The sequence below is a fragment of the Gardnerella sp. 2492 genome (genome assembly GCF_050320365.1).
Classification (GTDB): domain Bacteria; phylum Actinomycetota; class Actinomycetes; order Actinomycetales; family Bifidobacteriaceae; genus Bifidobacterium.
This window is the reverse complement of record NZ_CP186952.1, coordinates 384,247-407,989: the sequence shown is the minus strand read 5'-3', so window position 1 is coordinate 407,989 and position 23,743 is coordinate 384,247. Positions and strand designations below refer to the sequence as shown.

The 23,743-nt window shown below is 41.2% G+C and carries 18 protein-coding genes and 1 tRNA gene; 14 read left to right on the top strand and 5 right to left on the bottom strand.

Going from position 1 to position 23,743, the window contains the following annotated elements:
- The first annotated feature begins 9 nt into the window (after positions 1-9).
- Entirely contained in the window at positions 10-1,416 is a 1,407-nt protein-coding gene (locus ACPFYS_RS01540) for an amino acid permease (RefSeq protein WP_427877566.1), read from the top strand.
- Positions 1,417-1,507: 91 nt separating this feature from the next.
- Here ACPFYS_RS01540 and ACPFYS_RS01535 read toward each other — a convergent pair whose 3' ends face one another.
- Positions 1,508-2,431: an ATPase gene (locus ACPFYS_RS01535; RefSeq protein ID WP_427877211.1), complete on the bottom strand. Its 924-nt coding sequence runs from the start codon at positions 2,429-2,431 to the stop codon at positions 1,508-1,510.
- A gap of 135 nt (positions 2,432-2,566) precedes the next feature.
- Positions 2,567-2,642 (bottom strand) — tRNA-Asn (locus ACPFYS_RS01530).
- Between the two features lie 286 nt (positions 2,643-2,928).
- On the opposite strand from ACPFYS_RS01530, the gene ACPFYS_RS01525 reads away from it, so the two are divergent.
- Positions 2,929-3,633: a M23 family metallopeptidase gene (locus ACPFYS_RS01525; protein ID WP_427877209.1), complete on the top strand. Its 705-nt coding sequence runs from the start codon at positions 2,929-2,931 to the stop codon at positions 3,631-3,633.
- A gap of 259 nt (positions 3,634-3,892) precedes the next feature.
- Positions 3,893-5,707 (top strand): AMP-dependent synthetase/ligase, encoded by a 1,815-nt coding sequence (locus tag ACPFYS_RS01520; protein ID WP_427877206.1) that lies wholly within the window; start codon positions 3,893-3,895, stop codon positions 5,705-5,707.
- A gap of 170 nt (positions 5,708-5,877) precedes the next feature.
- On the opposite strand, the gene ACPFYS_RS01515 is transcribed toward ACPFYS_RS01520, so the two are convergent.
- The 3 genes from ACPFYS_RS01515 to ACPFYS_RS01505 all read right to left on the bottom strand — a co-directional run bounded on the left by ACPFYS_RS01515 (position 5,878) and on the right by ACPFYS_RS01505 (position 9,019).
- Positions 5,878-7,518, bottom strand: coding sequence for a hypothetical protein (locus ACPFYS_RS01515; protein ID WP_427877205.1), 1,641 nt, complete (start codon positions 7,516-7,518; stop codon positions 5,878-5,880).
- A 146-nt stretch (positions 7,519-7,664) separates the two neighbouring features.
- Positions 7,665-8,468: a fructosamine kinase family protein gene (locus ACPFYS_RS01510; RefSeq protein ID WP_427877203.1), complete on the bottom strand. Its 804-nt coding sequence runs from the start codon at positions 8,466-8,468 to the stop codon at positions 7,665-7,667.
- A gap of 131 nt (positions 8,469-8,599) precedes the next feature.
- Positions 8,600-9,019: a hypothetical protein gene (locus tag ACPFYS_RS01505; RefSeq protein WP_427877202.1), complete on the bottom strand. Its 420-nt coding sequence runs from the start codon at positions 9,017-9,019 to the stop codon at positions 8,600-8,602.
- A 240-nt stretch (positions 9,020-9,259) separates the two neighbouring features.
- Between ACPFYS_RS01505 and leuS the strand changes: the two genes are divergently transcribed.
- The 11 genes from leuS to metE all read left to right on the top strand — a co-directional run bounded on the left by leuS (position 9,260) and on the right by metE (position 23,742).
- Positions 9,260-12,244, top strand: a complete 2,985-nt coding sequence (gene leuS, locus ACPFYS_RS01500; protein ID WP_427877200.1) for a leucine--tRNA ligase — start codon at positions 9,260-9,262, stop codon at positions 12,242-12,244.
- 172 nt (positions 12,245-12,416) lie between these two features.
- A complete protein-coding gene (locus tag ACPFYS_RS01495; RefSeq protein ID WP_427877198.1) occupies positions 12,417-13,226 on the top strand; it encodes a ComEA family DNA-binding protein in 810 nt (269 codons plus the stop codon).
- A gap of 31 nt (positions 13,227-13,257) precedes the next feature.
- The gene (locus ACPFYS_RS01490) at positions 13,258-14,991 is read left to right on the top strand and encodes a ComEC/Rec2 family competence protein (RefSeq protein ID WP_427877196.1); all 1,734 of its coding nucleotides are present in this window, start codon (positions 13,258-13,260) and stop codon (positions 14,989-14,991) included.
- Between the two features lie 79 nt (positions 14,992-15,070).
- Positions 15,071-16,090: a DNA polymerase III subunit delta gene (holA, locus tag ACPFYS_RS01485; protein WP_427877194.1), complete on the top strand. Its 1,020-nt coding sequence runs from the start codon at positions 15,071-15,073 to the stop codon at positions 16,088-16,090.
- Positions 16,091-16,120: 30 nt separating this feature from the next.
- Positions 16,121-16,669 (top strand): tRNA (adenosine(37)-N6)-threonylcarbamoyltransferase complex ATPase subunit type 1 TsaE, encoded by a 549-nt coding sequence (gene tsaE, locus ACPFYS_RS01480; RefSeq protein ID WP_427877564.1) that lies wholly within the window; start codon positions 16,121-16,123, stop codon positions 16,667-16,669.
- A gap of 115 nt (positions 16,670-16,784) precedes the next feature.
- Complete coding sequence (gene tsaB / locus ACPFYS_RS01475) at positions 16,785-17,612, top strand: tRNA (adenosine(37)-N6)-threonylcarbamoyltransferase complex dimerization subunit type 1 TsaB (protein ID WP_427877192.1); 828 nt, start codon at positions 16,785-16,787, stop codon at positions 17,610-17,612.
- Between the two features lie 25 nt (positions 17,613-17,637).
- The gene (gene rimI / locus ACPFYS_RS01470) at positions 17,638-18,168 is read left to right on the top strand and encodes a ribosomal protein S18-alanine N-acetyltransferase (protein WP_427877191.1); all 531 of its coding nucleotides are present in this window, start codon (positions 17,638-17,640) and stop codon (positions 18,166-18,168) included.
- A 32-nt stretch (positions 18,169-18,200) separates the two neighbouring features.
- On the top strand, positions 18,201-19,244 hold the full coding sequence (tsaD, locus tag ACPFYS_RS01465; RefSeq protein WP_427877189.1) for a tRNA (adenosine(37)-N6)-threonylcarbamoyltransferase complex transferase subunit TsaD: 1,044 nt from the start codon (positions 18,201-18,203) through the stop codon (positions 19,242-19,244).
- A 112-nt stretch (positions 19,245-19,356) separates the two neighbouring features.
- Positions 19,357-20,484, top strand: a complete 1,128-nt coding sequence (locus ACPFYS_RS01460) for a tRNA (adenine-N1)-methyltransferase (RefSeq protein ID WP_427877562.1) — start codon at positions 19,357-19,359, stop codon at positions 20,482-20,484.
- A gap of 9 nt (positions 20,485-20,493) precedes the next feature.
- Positions 20,494-21,051, top strand: coding sequence for a SixA phosphatase family protein (locus ACPFYS_RS01455; protein WP_427877187.1), 558 nt, complete (start codon positions 20,494-20,496; stop codon positions 21,049-21,051).
- 351 nt (positions 21,052-21,402) lie between these two features.
- Complete coding sequence (gene metE / locus ACPFYS_RS01450) at positions 21,403-23,742, top strand: 5-methyltetrahydropteroyltriglutamate--homocysteine S-methyltransferase (RefSeq protein ID WP_427877185.1); 2,340 nt, start codon at positions 21,403-21,405, stop codon at positions 23,740-23,742.
- Position 23,743: the final 1 nt, after the last annotated feature.

Sequence of the window (23,743 nt, the reverse complement as noted above, 5' to 3'; positions counted from 1 at the left end):
CATATTTCCATGATTGCCTTAGGTGGCAGCATTGGTACCGGCCTGTTTGTTGCTAGTGGTGCAACAATTCATATGGCTGGCCCTGGTGGCGCTTTGTTCGCCTACGCTGCAATTGGCATTATGGTTTACTTCCTTATGACTTCCCTTGGCGAAATGGCCACTTTTATGCCTATTAGTGGATCATTTGCATCGTATTCTGGACGTTTTATTGATCCTGCACTTGGTTTTGCAATGGGTTGGAACTATTGGTTTAATTGGGCTATTACGGTTGCAGTGGACGTTAGTACCGCGGCAATAGTTTTGCAATATTGGTTCCCAACAGTGCCAGTATGGATTTTCTCACTGTCGGTTCTTATGCTTATTTTGCTGATTAACGTTCTTACAGTTAAGTGCTTCGGTGAAACTGAGTATTGGCTTTCTATTGTAAAAGTGCTTGCAGTAATTGTATTCCTTGTTATCGGTTCACTTACGATTGTTGGCATTATTGGCGGTAAAGCTACGTTCTTGCAAAACTTTACGCATAAGGATGCTCCATTTGCAGGTGGTGTTCCTGCAGTGTTGTGTGCGTTCGCTATTGCTGGCTTCTCGTTCCAAGGAACTGAGCTTATTGGTATTACTGCAGGCGAGTCTGCAACTCCAGAAAAGAGTATTCCAAAGGCTGTAAAGCAAGTATTCTGGCGTATTCTTCTTTTCTACATTCTTGCTATTTTCGTTATTGCTTGCATTATTCCTTACACCAGTCCAAATCTTCTTGGATCTGAAGCAACTGATATTGCTATTAGCCCGTTCACACTTGTATTCCAGCGTGCTGGTCTTGCAGCTGCTGCAGCAGTTATGAATGCCGTGATTTTGACTTCTGTTATTTCTGCAGCAAATTCTGGTATGTACGCTTCAACGAGAATGCTTTATGCGCTCGCAAAGGATGGTAACGCTCCAAAAGTATTTGGCAAGGTTAGTCTTCGTGGTATTCCTGTTCCTGCGTTGATTGCAACATTTGTGGTTGCGTTGCTTACTTTCTTTATGAGTATTTTTGGCGATCAAATATACATGTTCCTGGTTGCTGCAAGTGGTTTGACTGGTTTTATTGCTTGGGCTGGTATTGCTGCAGCTCACTACCGCTTCCGCAAGGCATATGTGGCTCAAGGCCATTCTTTGGACGATTTAGTTTATCGTGCAAAGTGGTATCCTTTCGGACCTATTGTGGCGTTCCTTTTGTGCGTTCTGGTTATTGTTGGTCAGGATTTGCATTCATTTGCAATTCTTAACTGGCAGGCTATTGGTATTACTTACATGTCTGTGCCGCTATTCTTGATTCTGTACGTTGGTTACAAGATTAAGAATCATACTAAGGTTATTCCGCTTGAAGAAGTTGATTTAGCTGGTATTAGAGCTGCTAATCGAGTAAATGCTGAATAATTAATAATATTTATATATGTAAAAAAGCTCCCTGCGAAATAATTCGCTGGGAGCTTTTATCTATTCTCTTTATGAGTTTTTAGTTTTCAGATCATGCCTTTGCATGTGGCCTTGGTTCCGTTGGTTTTTGATCTGGATTCGTACCCGGATCCGTATTTGTATGTTTGTTAGGATCCGTAGGTTTGTTAGGATCCTTAGTTTTGTTAGGATCCTTAGTTTTGTTAGGATCCTTAGTTTTGTTAGGATCCTGTGTGATTAATGGAGTTGGATGTGGTGTATCACCAGGCTTCTCACCCTTCTTGTCGTCCGGCTTATTCTTATTGTCTTTTTGTGGTTGTGCTGGAGTTGGAGCTGGAGCTGGCTTTGGTGCTGGAGTTGGAGCTGGAACCGGAGCTGGCTTTGGAGCTGGAGCAGGCTTTGGCCTTGGTTTAGGATTTCGCTTTACGTTCTTCTTAGGAGCGTTGTTAATTATAGAATTAGTTGCTTTTTGCACTTCTTGCTGAACTTTAGCATCTTTTTGTGCTTCGGCTTGTTTTGCTGCGTCAGCATTATTAGTTTCCTCAGTATTTGGTTGATTTTGAGGTGAGATCAAAGATAATGTGAGTTCACGTAAACGCTTTGCTTTTGCTGCGTACCATTCTCCTGCGGCAAGTGCTTGTGCGCCCTTAGACCCAAGTTCCTCAGGGGAGTTTGCGTTGCACGACACCTTTTCAGGCTCTTTTTCTTCAAGAAGTTTCTTTAACTCTACTGCATCAGGTTCGCTTGAATTGGCAAGTGACTGAACGTAGGAATTAGATTTCAGTGCATCCCACATTTTGCTGGATTTCATAATCTGTGAAACTTTAATCTCACACTGTCTTCTAGCAGCTTTTGTGCGATCTTGTTGCTTAATATACCAAAATACGCCTATTCCGCTTAATACTAATGCAAGTACAACAATACCTGTAATCAAAATTATTAATTGCTTTTTGTTGTTGCCTTTATTATTAGTGATTGCAGATTCTTCTTCTGCCATATTTTTCCCCTGTTCGTCAGTGATGGTTCAAGGTTTAATGGATATTTCTATGTTACGACAAACTTATCATGTTTTCTAACTTAGACGATGAAAATATTTTATAACAAAAAACCACCGCACAAAGGCGGTGGTTGTTGGCTCCTGCGGCTGGGCTTGAACCAGCGACCATTCGATTAACAGTCGAACGCTCTGCCAACTGAGCTACGCAGGAATATTCATTTTTGTGTTCAGCTTTGTGCTGTGCACAAGACATTTATATTACACGCATTTTCGCGATATGCAAATTTCTAGCTTTTGGGCGTGTCGTATTTTGATATTTTTGTTGATTTTCTAGCGTTTATTAAGCCTGTATCCACAATCTAAATTTTTTCTATTAATAAAAATTCGTAAATGAGAAACTGTAAACAAAACTGTTTTACTTAAAAATTTAGTAATAAAGATTTCTAATTTTTGGAAAACAGAAGTAAAAAAGTGAGTTTTTATAAATAAGGGGAATTATGTTGATTATAAAAAATCATGCAGTTTTCGCGTGTGCTGCAGTCGCGTTGTTATCTTTTGCTGTGATGGTGGAATCAGTTGCATTTTTTATAGATGATAGTCGATCCGGTGAGTATAAACTTTCAGAAAATGCTGCTTATAGTTTTCAACAAAAGCATTTATCTTACAATTCTTGTGATTATGTGCCAATTACGTATAAAAAATACGAAAAATCAGCTTCTTTTTACACGCTTACTTCTGTGACTTCTCAAGTTTTGCCAGCAATATCTTTCGATAATCCTTCTGCAGAAAGTTGCAATTCGCAAATGCAGTGGCCTGTAAAAAGAGTGAAAGTAGTTAAAGAATTTAATCCTCCTCCAAAACCGTGGATGGCAGGTCATCGTGGAGTAGATTTATCGGCATCTCAAGGCACTTTGCTTTACGCACCGGCGGATGGAGTAATAAGTTTTTCTGGCCTTGTGGCTGGTAAATCTGTTGTAAGTATTCGTCATGGAAAATTAACTTCAACATTTGAGCCTGCAGTAACTGACTTGACTGTAGGAACTGCAGTTAGAAGAGGTCAGCTTTTTGGAAGAGTAGAAGGAGGTTCGGATCATTGTGGGAAAACTTGTGTTCAATGGGGTCTTAAAAGCGGTAAGAAAAGTTATGTTAATCCACAAGCTGTAACTAAAAAAAGACGTATTGTTTTTAAACCAATAGATTAAAGCGACTTACGGTAATACTAGTTGCAGCAATACTATTGGCAGTAGCGAGTGGCAGCGAGTAGAAGTAGCTAAATATAAAAATATTCTACTTTTCTAATCAATATAGTAATAATTTTTTGAAACTGTGAAGTTGTACAAAGTTTATTGCAAAAGATTGTGATTTAAACGTAGCGAAACGCTACTTAAAACGCGTATAGTGAAAGTTGTGCCGAGTTTTTAATATCTTGGCAATAACGGTTTCGTAAAAAGGAGCGCTTGCATGCAGGAGTATACTCGTCCTCTTGATGAAGTAATTGACTATGATGCCAATATTTTTTCACTTCTCGATGAGCGTGCGAATCGCACTCCTCAAGATTCGCTTGTGGAGTATGTAAACGAGAAGGGTAATTGGGATTCCTACACTGCGCAAGAGTTTAGAGACCTTGTTATTTCTGTAGCAAAAGGCTTTATAGCTAGGGGAGTTATGCCAGGAGATAGTGTGTCTATTATTTCTCACACTTCTTGGCAATGGACTGTGCTCGACTTAGCGATTATGTCGATTGGTGCTTTAACAGTTCCTGTTTATGAAACTAATTCAGCAACTCAAATGAAAACTATTTTCTGCGACTCTAATGTTGGAACAGTGTTCGTAGAAACTCCAGATTTGCGCGCTACTGTAGATACAGTTAAAGATGAATGTCCAACATTGCGTGACGTTTATGTTATTACGCAAGGCGCTCTTGATGCTTTTATTGAATTTGGAAAGTCAGTAACAGATGCTGAATTCTATGAGAGAGAGCACGCAATTCACGGTGATGATTTAGCAACTATCGTCTACACTTCTGGGTCTACCGGAGAGCCTAAAGGTATTGAACTTTCCCACGGAAATTTTGTGTTTATAGCAAAATCTGGAATTATTTCCATGCCAGATATTGCTATGAGAGAAAACGCAAGATTACTTCTTTTCCTACCTCTTGCGCATGTTTTTGCTAGATTCATGCAGTTCTTCTGTTTTGCTGGTAATGTAACGCTTGGTTTGACAAGCAATTTGAAAACAATTCTTAGCGATTTTCAAACTTTTAAACCAACATTTATTCTTGCTGTTCCTCGTATTTTTGAGAAAATTTACAATGCTGCTTCCCAAAAAGCGGGTAAGGGTTTGAAAGGTTTTATTTTCGCTCGTTCTGTTAAGGTTGCGCGAGAATGGTCAAAAGCTCAGCAGTCTGGTGGCATGATTTCGCCAATGCTTGCTATTAGCCATGCTTTCTACAAGAAGCTTGTTTACAATTCTCTTATGCATGTTTTTGGCGGTTCTGTAGAATATGCTGTCTCTGGTGGTGCTCCTTTAGATTTGTCGATTGCGCACTTCTTTAATGGCGTAGGTTTGCCTCTTCTTGAAGGTTACGGCATGACTGAAACTTGCGCTCCGTCTATGGTGAATCCTACTAAAGGATACAAGATTGGCACAGTTGGTTTGCCTGTTCAAGGTGTTTCTGTTGCTATAGACGATGAGGGTGAGCTTTGTATTAAAAGCCCTGCTGTGTGTAAAGGCTACCATAATCATCCTGAGATTACTGAAAAGCAAATCGTAAACGGCTGGCTGCATACTGGAGATTACGGTTCCCTTGATGATGACGGTTTTGTGCGCATTACTGGTCGTAAAAAAGATCTTATTATTACAGCAGGCGGTAAGAATCTTTCACCAAGCATACTCGAAGCTTCTATGATGACTTCTCCTGTAATATCTCAGTGCGTTGTTATAGGAGATAGGAAGCCGTTTATTGCTGCAATTATTGCCTTAGACTTGCATGATATTAACTCTTGGCTTATAGCTCAAGGTGCGCGTCCTGTGCGCTCGCTTGAAGAAGCTTCTAAGAATTCTATTGTTCGTGCGGAAGTTGAAAGGGCTGTTACTAAAGCCAATTCACTTGTGTCTAGAGCCGAATCTATTCGTAAATTTGAGATTGTTCCTGACGAATTTACTCAAGATAATGGTCTTATTACGCCTAGTATGAAGGCGCGTAGGCAAAATGTTGTTGAGCGTTATCATGATCTTATTGAGCATGTTATTTACGCTCCTAGAAAGCGCAAATAATTAAATAAATATTAATAAGTATTTGAAAGTAATTTAAGTAAGTTAATTAATTTAAGTAATTTAAATGTAGAACTAAAAATTAAGCTTCTTAACATTAAGCTAAATATTATGCTTAGCGTTAAGAAGCTTAAATTTATTTATTTAGTTTATTTATTTAGTTTAATTACTTTTTATAGACCAGCGTCTGCCATTGATATGAAACCAGGGTCTATAAGCAGAGCCTTCAAATTAGTTGCGCTAACTGCCATAATCGGCTCAACAATTGTAGGAATTTTCTTGCCCTTTGTAGTGTTCGAAGGAGTATCGATTGTTTTTATACTAGAGCTTAATTTGCGAGTTTTATTCAACGATGCGCAAGTAGTTGCAATATCTTTAGCAATTGATTGATAATCTTCTATAGTTGTCATCCACTGCTTTCCGTTTACAATATTTGGCATAGTTTCCTTATAAGCTCCGTAACCAGTCATAACAGGCCAGCGTTTTGCTTGTTCTGGATCATTCTGTTGATGCACACTACTTTTTTCGTCACTATTTTGTGACTTTTCAGAATTGTTTGCATCTTTTTTAGGAGCTGGAACTGGACGTTTTACTATATCTTTTTTACCAATAAAGTTGCCGATTACATCTGGAAGCGTTATTGAAGGATTAATATCTGCAGCGCTTCCCTGATATCCTAAGTTCTCCAAAGCTGAAGTAGCTTGCATTGCTACTTGATCGTTAAGAGTAATTAATCCATCAATATGCTTAGGTAAATTATTAGAGTTACGAGCGTGATTCTTAAGACGTTTTGTAAGCTCATCTTTTACTGCGTTAGGATTATCAGCGTCGAAAGCTACTTTAGCCCAATCTTCTTCTTCTGTTTGAGAATCTAAATATCCTGAAGGTGAAAGAAGAGTTCCAGAAGCAAAATAAGGTCTTAATACCTTCCAAATTCCTTTGAATGCTTCTTTTGCAAACTCATCGTTAAAATCATTATTAGACGAGTAATCGTCATCATCATAATCACTATTGCTTGTATCACTGTTTTTATTAGAAGAATTATTAGGCTTATGGCGATTATGGCAAGGGAGCAAAACTTCTATGTACTTAGGATCGTCTGAAGTTGCTCTATCTAAAGCAAGTTTTTGTACTAAAGTTTTTGCCTGAAGTTCACCAATTCTGCTAGCAGTAGATAAGTTAAAAATAACATCTGGGTCGAAACCATTAATTGATTTCGATAGCATAACAACATGCATTCCAGATTCGCGAGCTAGACGCAATGCTGAAGCAAAACGCGTTTCCGCAGTAGTTTCTTTAGAATTATTGTTATAAGAATTATCCTCTGCTTCCGGACGCGTTGCGAAGTCGCCGTAATCGTTGCTTCCTTTTTTATTAGTCCAAGGAGCCACGAGTAAAGTAGTGTGTGAAATTTTCTTTTTTATATCTTGTAAAGTTTTACTAGAGTTTTTACCCGACTGTTTCTTTTGAAGAGGAGCAATCTGGTTTACTACATAATCTTGTATTGCTTGACTTTGCTCCGAAAGACTTGAGGAAGATTTTTGAGTAATAGTATTATCTTGGAAACCCTTTGATTTTAAGGATTTTATTATTTCTGGAACTAGTATGTTCCATGTACTTAATGGTGTTTTTCTAGTTAAATCAATACCGTCATCTGGAGTAAAAATAGCAACAGTTCCTATGCTCATTTGAGCTTTTGATGGTGAAGATGATTGAGATGTGCCTGAACATCCACTCATAAGTATCAGTATGCTACTTGCGGCTGCGCATGCAGTAAATAGTTTGCTTTTTGCACGCTTGCACAAACGAATCATAGTAGTGACCTCTCGTTTCGTGGTCTATCTGTTGCTTTTAGTATGTGTTCTACTCGTAACTATCTTTTAACATTGTATATAGTTGTGTGCTAAATACTTAAGTTACGTTTTTAATAAGCTAAATTTTAGTAATCTAAATTATTAAATTATCTTAGAAGACTTTCGCACATGTTACGGTATTCGCTCACATAGCCTCCACCAAAGAATACGCAATGTCCTGCAATAGGGTAGAGCTGCCATAAAGTTAGACGATCTTCAAAACCGGATTTTAGCGGGTGTACAGACTGATATCCGTCAATAATCTGGCTGTAGTAGCTTATACCAAATAGTTGAAGCATTGCTAAATCTTCTTCACGGTGTCCGCCGTGCGCTGCAGGATCAATTAGCACAGCTTCAGTGTGATCTCCGTCATCACTTTTAGTCCATAATACGTTTCCGCTCCATAAGTCTCCGTGAACTAGCGCAGGCTTATCTTCTGCGGACTTTCCTAACAAATCAGGAAGTGCTGCAATAACGTGGTTTGTGAGAGCTAAATCGTTTTTAGTAAGTTCTCCACGAGCTATACCAAGTTCTACCATTGGGCGCAATCGTCCCTCTGAAAGGTAATCGATAACGTTATTCCATGTGCCGGTTGGCATTTCAACAGGGTCACTTAAAGGACCAAAATAGCATGTGCCATCGTAGTCAGCTGGAGCTTCTCCAAAATATTTTGCTCCATAATCGTGCATATGAGCGAGTGCTGCACCAAATTCAAAAGCTGCTAATGGTGTTGGTGAAGTTGTGCTAATTTTTTCAATATTTAAATAATCTTTACCCCAGTCGAAAACTTTTACTACTCTAGGCCCACCGTATTTTCTAGCTTCGCTCATCCATTGCAAGCCTTTTCCTTCACACTCGAAAAAACGGTTAGGTGCGTATGATCTACTTTTTTTATACACGTTATTATTCATAGCAGCCTTCTTAGCGTAGTAGAATGTGCGTCTTATGCGTTAAATATTTAATAAAATATTTCACGAATAAGCTAGATTACTTCTAATCTCACCATTTTACTGAAGTATTAGCACAATCAGATACGTTGTGTTTAAGCGTGTGACAGAATGTTTTTTACAAACTGATATCCAAAAAGTAATCCTGCTAAAAATAGTGCGGCACCTAAACCGGTGTAGAACACTGCAATAAAGCGTTCTGGAGCTACATTAGTTGCGCGTAAAGCGATTCCGCCAGTCATCATAAAAGCCATGATTATGAAAGATTTTATGTCAAAGAATTTGAGGAAGAACTGTTTTTCTTTACCATAGCTGTTAATTCTTTTAGTATGTTTTTTAACAAGTTTGCCAAAAATAAAGAATTGGAATATGAGGAAAACAAGCAGAGACAAAGCGTAGTTTACAGGTTGTAAGTATTTTTGGTATACAGACAAACCAATATTAAGAATATTAAAACCTGCAGCGCCCCAAACTAAGAAAGCAATTAATAGTAGAGTATTTTTTGATACTTTCAATTCCTAACCTCTTCAATATTTATAGTTTTGCTGAATTTTATCTAATTTTCTAATCTTTTCTTACTAAAAAACTTTATTTCCTATTGTAGTGTTTTGTTTTTAAAAATAAGCGCAATAGTCCAATTTTGTGCACGTAATAGGAAAACTTACGTTAAAAGCGGATATTTACTTAATAAAATCTATATAAAACTTGTAAAAAGTGTTGCGTAATGACGATGTGAGACGCTATAGTCCTAGGGTATGAACGACAACGATCAACAGTATGCAACAGCTGACAATAAAGCTACTATTGCTGAGCCAGCTTTTCGTTATAATGCGCAGCTAGCGCAAGATATTGAGCAGCGCTGGCAAAAAACCTGGGACGAGCAGGGCACGTTCTGGGCTGCTAATGTTAAGGGCGATTTGAAGGATGGCGAAGGCAGGAATGCTGACGGTCGTCCTTCTTTCTTTGCAATGGATATGTTCCCTTATCCTTCTGGCAAGGGCTTGCACGTTGGACATCCTCTTGGATATTTGGCAACGGATGTTGTAAGCCGCTACCATCGCATGAAGGGCGAGAATGTTCTTCACGCAATGGGCTACGATGCTTTTGGACTTCCTGCAGAACAGTATGCTGTTCAAACTGGTCAGCATCCTCGTATAACTACTGAGGCAAATATTGCTAACATGCGCAGGCAGTTGCACCGCATGGGCTTGAGTTTTGATGATCGTAGATCTTTTGCGACGATTGATACGAATTATGTGCGTTGGACTCAATGGATTTTCTCAAAGCTTTATGATGCTTGGTACGACCCTGATTTTGTGAGAAAAGATGGCGGTAAAGGTTCTGCTCGACCAATTTGCGAGCTTGTTGATGAGTTTAAGAGTGCTAAGCGCGAAATTCCTGGTTTTGCTGGCAAAAAGTGGGAAGAGCTTAATAAAGTAGAGCAGGCGGATGTATTAAACGACTTCCGAATTGCTTACATTTCTAAATCTCCTGTGAATTGGTGCCCAGGCTTGGGAACTGTGCTTGCAAATGAGGAAGTTACTGCAGAAGGTAAGTCTGAACGAGGAAACTTCCCAGTGTTCCAGCGCAATCTTCGTCAATGGTCAATGCGAATTACTGCTTACGCACACCGTTTGGTTGAAGATTTGAATACTATTGATTGGCCAGAAAAAGTTAAGCTTATGCAGCGAAACTGGATTGGCGAATCTCACGGCGCTTCCGTGCATTTTGAAGTGCCATGTGCAGATGGTGAAACACGCGATTTGGAAGTGTACACGACTCGTCCAGACACGCTTTTTGGTACTACTTTTGCGGTTGTTTCTGTGGATCATCCAATTCTTGAGCATGTTCCAGAAGCTTGGGGTGCTAACGTTCCAGAAAGCTGGAAGGGCGGTTACGCAAATCTTAAAGAAGGTTTAGCAGAGTACCAGGCTCAAGCTCGCGCGAAGACTGCAAAAGATCGCACGGAAGATGCTGGAGCAAAAACCGGCCTGTTTACGGGTCTTTACGCAATTAATCCTGTAACTGGAGCTAAACTTCCGCTGTTTACTGCTGACTACGTGCTTATGGGCTACGGTACGGGCGCAATTATGGCAGTTCCTGGCGGCGATCAGCGTGATTACGATTTCGCTAAAGCATTCGGTTTGCCAGTAATTTATACTGCTCAGCCACTTGCAGATTCTGAAGAAAAGTTGGCAGATTATGAGGGTAAAGCTCCATTCGTTTCTCACGACGGAGTTGTTATTAACTCTTCTGTAGAGCATACTCATAAGCTTGGCGATGCTTTATCTATTAACGGTTTGCGCGTGGATGAAGCTGTTAAAAAGATGACGACTTGGCTTGAAGCAGCAGGAGTAGGTAAAGGTAGAGTTTCTTACCGACTTCGCGACTGGCTGTTCTCTAGGCAGCGCTACTGGGGTGAGCCTTTCCCAATCGTTTACGACGAGGATGGTGTTGCTCACTTAGTTCCAGATTCTGAGCTTCCTATTGCTTTGCCTGATGTTCCGGACTATCAGCCGAAAACTTACGCTCCGGACGACGCAAATTCTGAGCCAGAAGCTCCTTTGAGTCGAAACGAGGATTGGGTAAAAGTTCAGCTCGATCTTGGCGACGGCGTAAAAACCTACTATCGTGACACCAACACTATGCCAAACTGGGCTGGTTCCTGCTGGTATTACATGCGTTACTTGGATCCAAACGATGCCGAGAATATGGTAGATACCGACGAATACGACTACTGGATGGGTACAAATCGTCCTGGTAAAGAACACGTTTCTGGAGGCGTTGACCTTTATGTTGGTGGCGTAGAGCATGCAGTTTTGCACTTGCTTTACTCGCGCTTCTGGCATAAGGCGCTTTACGATTTGGGTTATGTGGATTCTGCTGAGCCATTCCATCGCCTGTTTAACCAGGGCATGATTCAGGCTTACGCATACACGGATGAGCGCGGACAGTACGTTCCTGCCGACGAGGTTGAAGAAGGCGCTTCAAACGGCGCTGGCGAACCAACATTTACGTGGCATGGCGAAAATGTGAACCGTGAGTTCGGTAAAATGGGCAAGAGCTTGAAGAATATTGTGACACCAGACTATATGTACGAAAACTATGGTGCAGATACATTCCGCTTGTACGAAATGAGCATGGGTCCACTTTCTGAGTCTCGTCCGTGGAATACTCGCAATGTTGTTGGTGGCATGAGATTCTTGCAGCGCTTGTGGCGTAACGTTGTTAACGAGGAAACTGGCGCTTGTGTTGTAACAGACGACGCACTCGATGAAAAGACGCTTAAGATTCTTAACAACACAATTGCAGAAGTGACTGTGGAAATGGAAGCAATGCGTCCAAATACTGCAATTGCTAAGCTGATTGTGTTGAATAATCACTTAACTTCTCTTCCTCACGTGCCGCGCGCAGCAGTTGAACCGCTTGTTCTTATGCTGGCTCCAATTGCGCCGCATATTTGCGAAGAAATGTGGAGCAAGCTTGGGCATAACAAGTCTATTGCTCACGCAGATTGGCCTGTTGCGGATTCTCGCTACGTTGGTGCAGATACTGTTACTGCCGTTGTGCAAATCAAGGGCAAGGTTCGAGCAAAGCTTGAAGTTGATCCAAATATTGACGCTTCTGAGCTTGAAAAGCTCGCTTTGGAAGCTGTAGCTGATCGCTTGGGTGGTAAGGCTCCGCGCAAGGTGATTGTAAAGGCTCCTAAGATAGTGTCAATTGTTCCTGACGAAAGCTGAACGATTTATAAGTTTTGCTAGTAATCTGATACGGCTTTTATAAATATCAAATAGGCTGTATCCACAATTGAAAATTTATCTTGCAAAGCACCTGCTTTCTACGAATAGTAGAAGGTAGGTGCTTTTTGTTTGTAAACATGCGTAAGTGTGCATAAGTTGTAAGGGGGAAATTTTGGGAGAATTTAAGCAAAATTATGAAAAATTTACGAATAATAGATTTAGTAAAGTTGGTTTCGAAAATAAGAAAGCTGAGTCTCTTTCTCAACTATCTAGAGGAGTGCTTTCTATACGCAATCCGCAAACTAAAGCTTACTTTGGAGAAAATTCTGTTGATAATACGCAAACTAAAGCGTTTTTGCCAAAGCATGCAATCGTAGAAAATAATGATAATTTGTATGCAAAAAAATCTCGTTTTAGTGTAAAACCAGCTCATATGCTTGCTATCATGCTTATTTTGATTACTGCGCTAAGCGCGAGTCTTACCATGCTTTTTAGTCAGGCAGTAACTTATAACAAAATAATTTATGCGCAAAATGATTCGAATAACTATAAAAGCAAGGGTTTTAGTAAATCTAATAAATTTTATGAAGAGAAGACTGAAGAAAAGACTGAAGAGAAGACTGAAGAGAAGACTGAAGAGAAGACTGAAGAAAAGACTGAAGAAAAGACTGAAGATAGTGCAAAAACAGAGAGAAAAAAGAGTATAGAAAGCGAAAATAGCGCGAAAAATAGCAGTGTAGAAAATCAATCTGCAAAATCATCTACAGAATCATCATTAGATGAGTCTGGGAGAGTAAATATAAACAGCGCAACTTTAGAAGAATTGCAAACGATTAAAGGTATAGGTCCGGCAATGGCAAAACGCATTATAAGTCAGAGAAATTCGGTTGGTAAATTTAGAAGAATTGAAGATCTGCTAAAAATTCGCGGAATAGGTCCTAAAATTTTGAAAAAAATTCGCAGTATGGCTTTTGTTGGCTAAAAATTTCGTTAATAGCGTATTAGGGGGAGATATGCTAAATGAAGAAAATGGTAACAAGGATTTTCGTATGTTTCCTGTTGCTTTAGCAATGTGGGTGGGTTGCTTGCTGGGAAAATATTTTGCAAAAAATCAGCAGAATTGCGTTTATTCAGTAGTTTTGTATATTTCATTATCTTTATTGCTGGTTTTTGTTCTTAGTGTTTTAGACGTAAAATTCTTCGAAGTTTTTAAGTTTATAAAACGGTATAATCTGCTTATAATACTAACTTCGTACGCTATGATTGCGGCTATTTTATTGGGTTTTGTGCATCAAATTATGTTACAAAATGATCCTGTATTTCGTTACGCTAACAAAAATTCGAATAAGATTGCGTTAGTAGAAGCGAGTGTTGTAACTCCGATTCGTTCAGCTGCGCCATTTTTAGGTGATTGTAAGGCGAAAGTAGAAGTACGATATTTAAAAAATGTAGGTAAAGATAACGCAATTGACAGTAGTCAGATTTTAAAAAGTGGTATTAGTGCGCAACTTTACGCGTATAAGCCTGTGTGCAATAAGATCTTGTATGGTTCCACAATTAAAGGATTAGCTCGCCTTAAAATTTCTCGTTTTAATAGCGATATTCCGGAAATAACTCTTTTAAAAACGGGTAGTAAGTTTAATATTTCTAAAAATGCAGATTTTGTTCATTATTTTGCAAACTATATGTGGAATGCGTTTTACAAAGTGACTCAAGAATTAGATGAGCAAGGTAGGATGCTTGTGCCTGGAATTACAGTTGGAATGTTAGGCCAAGAGTTTGTTCAAACTGATGCAGATTTTAATTCACAAGACGAATCTGAAAAATCTGAAAATGCTATTGATAAAACTTATGCAGAAATCACAAAACAGCATTTTCAGCACGTGGGAATTATGCATATTATGGCTGTTTCAGGAGGGCATTTTCTGCTGCTAGCTTTAATTGTGCGTCGCGTTTGCGCGTATTTTCTTGTTCCTAGATTTTTTACTGCTTTTGTGCAACTTATTTCGCAATTACTTTTAGCTATTCTGGTTTATCCTTCTGCTTCTGTGCTTAGAGCAGCTTTTATGGGAGCAGTTTCGGCAGTAGCGTTCGCTGCGAAGAGACCGTATCAATCAGCAAGCGCACTTAGTTGGACTGTGATATTAGTTTTACTTGTTAAACCAAATTATTCCTGGGATTATGCTTTTGCTTTTTCCTGTGCTGCAACTTTCGGAATTATTACAGTTGGCGCGAGAATAAGAAAAACTTTTGTTGTTTTTATGCCAGATTGGCTTGCTTCGATTCTGTCGATGACTTTTTCTGCGCAAATATTTACTTTGCCAATTCAAATGATGATTCAGCCTGAAGTTTCTCTTATGTCTGTTCCTGCAAATATTGTTGCTTCTCCTCTTATGGATATTGCTACTTTATGTGGGCTTATTTCTTTAATTTTAGCTTGTTTTTCGGGAGGAATTTCGCTTATTTTTGCGCATTTTGCGGCATCTGCAACTTCGATTATAGAAAAGTGTGCTAGTTATTTAGATGATTCTTCCGTCGGCGTTTTTGCGTGGAGTAAGGGAGTAAGTGGAGCGTTTTTAATGATTATTACGGAACTCACTTTAGCAGTAATTTTTATTGTTATTATGCGTTTTCTTAGTAAATCTTATTTATTTAATAATATTCAGTATGCTAGTCGAATTATGGCAGGCTCTTTCAAACGAAAGTATAGTGAAGCGCTGGAAATATTTGATTATGATAAGAAGTAAATTTCGCATAAAAAGATACTATTAATATGAAGTCTTTAAAAAGTCTTTAAGAGTTGCAGCAAAATTAGTAAGGAGCAACATGGTTGCCAATAGCAGAAGCTCAGCAAAAGTAGCGTCCGTAACGCTAGTTGTTGGCGGTGACGCATACTTAAATGAGCTTAATTCTCGAGACGTGCGAGAAAAAATATTAAGTAGCTATCCTGAAGCTGATGTTGTTTATCTTGATGCTGCTAACAGCGATCAGTACGAATTTAATGAAGCAGTAGGTCCATCGCTTTTTTCGCAAGGAAATATCGTAGTAATTTCGGATTTGCAGAATTCTGAAGAAAGTTTTGTTGCTGCAGTAGAAAATTTTTGTAAAGAATCTTCTGGAAATGCTGGAAATGCTGGAAATTCTGATTTAGAAACGAACGCAAGTTGGGTAATCGCAAGGCATGAAGGCGGCGTAAAAGGAAAATCAATAATCACGCGCTTACAAAAAGCTGGAGCGCAGATTATTACGGTTCCTGATCTTAAAAAAGATGATGCGAAATTGAATTTCGTACTAAGCATGTTTGAAAGACGAAACCGCACAATAGAGCCTCAAGCAGCGCAAAAAATAGTTGCAGTATTAGGTGGCAAAACCGAAGAGCTATCTGCATTGTGTTCGCAGCTTTGTTTCGATTATGATGACAGCACAATTACCCTTTCGCTAGTAGACCGCTATCTTCTTGCAGATCCGCAAGTAACTGGCTTTTTTGTAGCAGATAAAGCTGCAGTGGGGAATTACGGAGAAGCTCTTCTTGCTGCTAGAACGGCAGTATCTCAAGGAATTGATCATATAGCTTTAATTGGTGCTCTTGCAGCTAAAATAAGGCTTTTAGCTAAAGCAATTGCGGTTCGTGACGGAAGTATTTCACAGGCTGAATCTAAAGCAAATCCTTGGGCTATTAAAATGGCAATGCGCCAGCTTGCAGGGTGGAATAATGCTGGTATAGCCGAATGTATTAAATGTTTAGCTTGGGCAGATGAGCAGTGTAAAAGTGGAAAAAGTGACGCTGATTATGCACTTGAGTATGCTATTATGCTGGTTGCTTCTAGAGGACATAAGAAAGAATAAATTATGATAAGTGAGCAAAAATCGAGCGACATGACTTTGCGTAAAGTTATTGCCACTTGTGAGGATATGAAAGAACTTGGTTGCGCTGTTGCAAAAGTTGTAAAAGAAGGAGATGTGATTTTACTTTCAGGTCCTCTTGGGGCTGGTAAAACCACGTTTGCTCAAGGTTTTGGCGCAGGTCTTTCAATTAGCGAGCCGATTGTGTCTCCAACTTTTACTATTGCGCGCGAATTGCGAGGCGCTTTTGCGGATGGCAAGCCGGCTACGCTAATTCACGTTGATGCTTACCGTTTGGGTGGTGAGAATTTTGCTCCAGGGCAAGATACTGTTTCGCGTTTGCTTGACGAGCTTGAATCTTTGGGACTTGACGAAGCTTTGGAAGAGCCAGGAGATGGCACTGTCGTGCTTATGGAGTGGGGCGAGCAAATGGCTGGAGTGCTTGCGTCTGAGCGCTTAGAGGTTCATATTGAAAGACCTGTTGACTCTTCGCAAGTAGATGATTTTACTAGCGACGGTGAGCGAATCGTAACTTTGAAAGCTGTTGGTAATGATTGGCTTAATCGAATTGCAAAATTGTAATTAGAAATACGTGAGTAAATATCGCAAGTAAATATCGCAAGTAAATATCGCAATAAATAAAGCAAGTTGTGGTAAGCGAGTAAGCTAGTTGGGTACGTGACTTTGAGGAATTAACATGAGTAATACGCTGATTATTGATACTTCATTTGGTTCTACTGTTGGAATTGTGGGTTATGAGCCGATTGTTGAAACAGATTCTCGCACTCACGTGGAGCGCTTGCAGGTAAATATTGCGAAAGTTGTGGAGTCTGCTGGACTTAAGCCTTCCGATATTGATCGTGTGGTTGTGGGAGTAGGGCCTGCTCCTTTTACGGGACTTCGCGCGGGATTGGTTGCTGCGAAAGCAATCGCGTTCGCTAATAATGCTCAAATTTTGGGGTGCGATAGTCTTCTTCCTCAAAGTTTGATGATGCGTTCTGGTGCCTTTGAAGAAGCGCGCAAAAATGGCGTTATTTGCAAGGATTTATTGCTAAATATTCCGGATTCTGCTGATTCTTGCGATTCTACAGTTCATCATTATGTGCTTTCGTTAAACGATGCTCGTCGTCGCCAAGTGTACATGTCTTTGTACGATGATGAAGGAAATGCGCTAGTCAATATGGATATTGACTATCCGCAGAACGTAGTTGCGCGTGTGAACGAGTATTTAGCAAGCAAAAACGATGAAAATTATTGCGTAGATGTGCTCGGACACGGTGCTAAAAAGTACGTTGAAGATTGGCGAAATATTGCGCATATTGGCGTTATTGCTGAAGTTTGCGCACTTGACTTGGGTGTACAAGGCTTGCAAATTTTCGAACAGTGCTCTTTGGAATGTGCAAATAAAGATGAGCATGTAAAAGCTGTTGAACCGCTGTATTTGCGCCGTCCTGACGTGTCTGTACCAAATCCGCTTAAGCATGTGCTTGGATCTGGCGAGGCAACTAGAGCTAAAGAAAAATAGAAGCGTTTTAACGATTTGAGTAATTATGATTGTTGATATAACGCGTTCTAAATTTCCGGCAGTAGACGAGAGCTGCAATATAGTGCAGAAATGCGATTTTACGTGCGATGAGTTAGCGCAAAAAATAGCGCCTATTGAAGCCGACTTATTTGGTAAAGGCTCATGGAATAAGAGCATGATTTCGCAGGAATTGCAAGCTCCTATGCGCGCGTATTATGCAGAAATTGACGAAAATACGCATACGTTATGTGGGTATGCCGGATACTGGTTTGACGGCGACGATGCGCAAATAATGACAATCGGCGTTGCAAAACAATATCAACGAAAAGGCATAGCTTCTAAACTTTTATCAACCATGATTAAAACCGCAAAACAGATTGGTGCTAAACGCATGCTGTTAGAAGTGCGAGTCGATAATGTTCCTGCGCTCGCTCTGTATGAACGTTTTGGTTTTACGAAAATGGGTTTGCGAAAACGTTACTATCAGCCAGAAGGCGTGGATGCGTACACGATGTGCGCTGATCTAATCGAAAAAAATAACGCAAACGAGGAATAACGAGAAATAACGAGGAATAACGAGGAATAGCAATGAGCGAAGCAATCGTATTGGGAATTGAATCAACTTGTGACGAAACTGCCGCAGCAATTGTGCGCGGACGTACGCTGGTGTCAAATGTGGTGGCATCTTCAATGCAAGAGCACGCGCGTTACGGTGGCGTAATTCCAGAAATTGCTTCTCGTGCGCACGCTGAAGCTTTTGTGCCGGTTGTTTCTAAAGCTTTAGCAGATGCAAATATGGATTTAAGCGATATTGACGCGATTGCAGTAAGCGCAGGTCCTGGTCTTGCAGGCTGCTTAGCTGTGGGAGTTTCGGGAGCTAAAGCGCTGGCTTGGGCTGCAAATAAGCCAATTTATGGTATTAATCACGTAATTGGGCATATTGCAGTAACGCAATTGCAATTCGGCGACGTGCCGGAAGATGTGCTTGCTTTGATTGTTTCCGGCGGTCACACTTCGCTACTTCACGTAAACGATATTGCTAGAAGCATTGACGTTGTTGGTACAACTTTGGACGATGCTGCAGGCGAGTGCTTCGACAAAGTTGCGCGCCTTCTTGGATTCCCATACCCGGGTGGCCCTCATATTGATAGGCATGGCAGGCTTGGAAATCCGGATACTTTGAAAGTGCCGCAAGGCTTAACGCAAGGTCGTTCTGGCAAGGAGCATCCTTACGATTTCAGCTTCTCGGGTGTAAAAACTGCTGTTGCGCGCTGGGTGGAGGCACGTGAGGCTCAGGGTCTTGAAATTCCAGTCGACGACGTGTGTGCTTCTTTGGCTAATTCTGTGGCGGAAGTGCTTTCGCGCAAAGCTATGATGGGCTGCGAGCAGTACGGTTCTAAAACGCTTATGATTGGCGGCGGATTCTCTGCTAACTCGCAGCTTCGTGAACATTTGTTGGCTTGCGGCAAGGAGCATGGAATTGAAGTACGTTTGCCAGAGCTTAAGCTTTGCACAGATAACGGCGCTATGGTTGCAATGCTAGGCGTGAATTTGGTGGAAGCTGGGGTTCGTCCTTCTGCTCCAGATTTTGCAATAGATTCTGCTATGCCGCTTACGACGGTGAGTTTATAATAGTAGAAATAATAAAATTTGCGCTAAAAAGTAGTGATAAAAGAGTAGCTATAAAAAGTTTTTCGAAAAATAAGTGAGGTGTTTTGTGCAGTCAGTTAATTCGCGTAGTGGAATGTTGCGAGTAGGTGAGAAGATTCAGTTCACTGATCGTAAAGGTAAGCGAATTACTGCACAACTTGTTGTGGGCGGTGTTACGCAAACTGAGCACGGTCTTATACGTCACGACGATGTGATTGGCCAAAGTGAAGGCATTGTAATTACTACCGTTAGCGCGAAACGTGAAGCTCAGCAAACTATTGTTGATCCTTCTAAATCTTCCAATAAGCCTTGGAAGGCAGCACGCGCTATTGGTGGCTGGGATTATGTAGTTATGCGACCTCGCATGGTTGACTACGTGCTTTCTATGCCTAGAGGTGCGCAAATTATGTATCCGAAAGATATTGCGCAAGTAATTTCTCTTGGCGATATTCGTTCCGGTATGTGCGTTTTAGAGTCAGGTGCTGGCTCTGGAGCTATGAGCTTAAGTCTTTTAGATGCAGTTGGGGAGAGTGGAAATCTTACTACGATTGAGCTTCGCCCGGATTTTGCGCGCATTGCTGAATCTAACGCAACTTTGTACTACGGTAAGCGCCCAGAATGGTGGAATCTGCTTACTGGCGATTTTGATTCCGTTGCAAAAACCCTAGAAGCTCATAGTGTTGATCGCATTATGCTAGACATGCTTGACCCTTGGAATCGTCTTGAACAAGCGCATCGCGTTATTGTGCCGGGAGGCGTGCTTGTTGCGTACGTGACGACTACTACGCAAATGTCTAGAATGGCTGAAGCTTTGCGAGAAAGCGGCATGTGGACAGAGCCGGAAATTCAAGAAACCTTGGAGCGCACTTGGAAAGCGCAAGGTTTAGCGGTTCGCCCAGATCACGCGATGATTGGCCACACTGGATTTTTGATTGTTTCGCGCGCAATGGCAGAAGGTTTTAGCGCTTTGAAGAAGCGTGAGCATGGAACTAAAGATACTGTTAGCGATATTGACGATATGACAGAAGAAGAGCGCGCTGAACAGTTGGAAGACTTGTCTTTGCGCGATATTTCGGATCGTAAACTTCGTAAAGTATTGCGCGATTTAGATATACAGCTTGCGCAATTGCCGCAAAGTTCGCAGCCGCGAGAGTCGCAATCGCAAGAGTCGCAATCTGCGCAACAATCTGCGCAACAGTCAGCGCATAATCAAGCTAAGTAGGAGATCATTATGGCATCACCAATGAAAAAGCTTATGAAAAAAGCACATCATAGTAAGTACGTTTTGTTGCTGATGCGTCATGCGAAGGCTGAAGCTCCTGAAATGGGCGACGACTGGGGTCGTAACCTTACTGAAAAGGGCTTAAAGCAGGCGAAAATTATGGCAAAAGGCTTGGAATCTTTAAAACTTGTGCCAGATTATATTGTGTGTTCTAGCGCGAATCGCACTGAGCAAACTTTGAAGCGTATGCTTAAGCGTTTCGGTGATACTCCTGTGGTTGAGTCTCGCAAAAGTCTTTACGACGGCGGAATGCAGTCTGTTATGGACGAGTTGCATGATATTCGAAACGATGTTCATACGACGATGATTGTGGGCCATGAGCCAACGATGTCTATGGCTGCGCAATGGCTTTCTTCACCCGATTCAGACCCTGATGTGCTTGGAACAATGCGCTTAGGACTTTCTAACGCCTCTGTTGTGGTTCTTGTGTCGGACCGCCCATTTTCCACTTGCGGCTTGCGTGGCGCAACGGCGCTCGCAGTACTCACACCTAAATCCTTTGAGTAGTGTTTACATATGTATTCACATGTTGAATGAGTCGTGAGCAATGGGAATTGCTTGGTCGAGCAATATAAAAGCGGAGCGATAGTAATAATCTTGCTGATGAATACTATTTTTGAAAGAAAGTAACTAAAAACTAAACTTAACTATGCAACCGCTAAGTCCAAATAAGGTATAAGAGCGTAGCGCTGCGAGACAAGCAATTCACATTGCTCACATTTCTCCAAGTAAACGAAACATATACGCAATTGAGCATATAAATTTAATTTATAACGACACCCAAAGTTCGTGAATGACCATTTTAAGCGAATTTTTGCTAAGCTAAAGCGAGTCACGAAGAATATTTTGGAGGATCGTATGTCTGTTTTAACTTCCGTATCTGGTTTCCCTCGTATTGGTGCTAATCGCGAGTTGAAAAAAATTATTGAACGCTACTGGAAGTCTGACGCAATCCTTGACGATGTTCGCGAAGAAGCGAAAGTTTTGAGAGCAAGGCATTGGCGTTTGCAAGCAGAAAACGGTATAGATCTTATACCTAGCAATGATTTCAGCTACTACGATCAGATGTTAGATACTGCGATACTTCTTGGTGCTGTTCCTGAGCGTTATACTGCTCTTAATTTTGAAAATAAAGAAGATACTCTTTTTGCATTGGCTCGCGGCTACCAGGGCGAACGCGGTGATGTTACAGCATTACCAATGAAGAAGTGGTTTACAACAAACTATCATTACATTGTGCCGGAAGTTGAGAATGCGCAAAACTTGCATTTGGCTGGCACTAAGCCTTTTGATGAGTTTTTGGAGGCTCGTGCTCAAGGTTTGGAAACAAAACCTGTGCTCATTGGCCCATACACTTTTTTGAAGCTTGCTAGAACCCCAGAAGCGCAAGAGTTGAAGGTAACAGAGTCTGTGATTTCGGCGTTAAGTAACGCTTACGCGAATATTGTGAAGCGTTTCGGTGAGCTTAACGCGTCATGGATTCAGTTTGATGAACCGTATTTGACTTTAGATAAAGAAGATGGCGATTTAGAGCTTTTCGAGTCTCTTTATAAGCCGGCTCTTGAAGCGCGTTCCGATGAAGTTAAAATTTTGCTCAATACTTACTTTGGTCATATTGCTGATGCTTACGAAACAGTAAATAATCTCGGTTTTGATGGTATTGGCGTTGATTTGGTTGAAGGTAAGGAAGAAAATCTTGCCGCTATTGAGCGTTACGGCGTAAACGAAAAAACTACGCTTTTTGCAGGCGTTGTAAATGGTCGTAACATTTGGCGTAATGATTATGCTGTAAGTCTTGGTTTAGTTGATGCGATTCGTGAGAAGGTTACGAGTCGTGTGGCTGTTTCTACTGCTTGCTCACTTCTTCATGTGCCTTTTAGTACAGTTGGTGAGGACGCTTTGGGTGCGGAAGTATTGCAACATTTTGCTTTTGCTGCGGAAAAATTGCAGGAAATTCAAGATATTGCAAAACTTGCAGAATCTAGTGAAGAAGAGCGCAAAAACAGTGCTGTACTTGCTAAGAATCAGGCTTTATTTGATGGTTCTCGAGTGCAAACAGACGCGGATGTGGCAAATCGTTTAGCTAATCTTAAAGAATCTGATTTTGTAAGAGAGCCTGCACGAGCGGAGCGTCAACGTTTGCAGAAAGAAGCGCTTGGTTTGCCGGATCTGCCAACAACAACTATCGGCTCTTTCCCGCAAACTAAAGATATTCGTAACACTAGAGCCGCTCTTCGAAAAGGCGATATTACGCGCGAAGCTTATGACGAGTTTATGCGAGAGCGTATTGCTCAGTGCATTGAACATCAGGAACAAGTTGGTTTGGATGTGCTTGTTCACGGCGAGTTTGAGCGCAACGACATGGTTGAATATTTCGGCCAGCATTTGCGTGGCTTTAAGTTTACGAAGAACGCTTGGGTGCAGTCTTATGGTACTCGCTGCGTGAAGCCTCCAATCGTGTGGTCGGATGTGTCTCGCGAGTCTGCGATTACTGTTGAATGGAGTGCTTATGCTCAAAGCTGCACGAAGCATATTGTTAAGGGCATGCTTACTGGCCCTGTGACGATTCTTAACTGGTCTTGGCCTCGCGAGGATATTACTCACGAGCAGCAGACTCAGCAGTTGGCTCTTGCTATTCGCGATGAAGTGTTGGATTTGGAGCGCGCTGGTATTCGCGTGATTCAGATTGATGAGGCTGCTTTGCGCGAGAAGTTGCCGCTTCGTCGCTCTGATTGGCATAAGAAGTATTTGGATTGGGCTATTCCAGCTTTCCGCTTAGTACATTCTGCTGTGGCTGCTACTACGCAGATTCACACGCATATGTGCTATTCGGAGTTTAATGACATTATTCGCGATATTGACGCTATGGATGCGGACGTGATTTCTTTCGAAGCTTCTCGTGGCGACTTGGTTGTGCTCGATGCTATTCATGACGCGCATTTTGAGACGGAAGCTGGCCCTGGAGTTTACGACATTCATTCTCCGCGCGTGCCTGGCGAGGCGGAGCTTGTTGAGCGTATTCACGAGATTTTGCGTAAGATGCCTGCCGAGAAGCTGTGGATTAACCCGGATTGCGGTCTTAAAACTCGAGGCGACGCTGAAACTTGGCCGAGCTTGGAAAATCTTGTTGCTGCTGCTAAAGAAGTGCGTGCACAATTGCAAGCTAACAAGCTAAGCAATCAGCCGAGCAAGGGGTGAG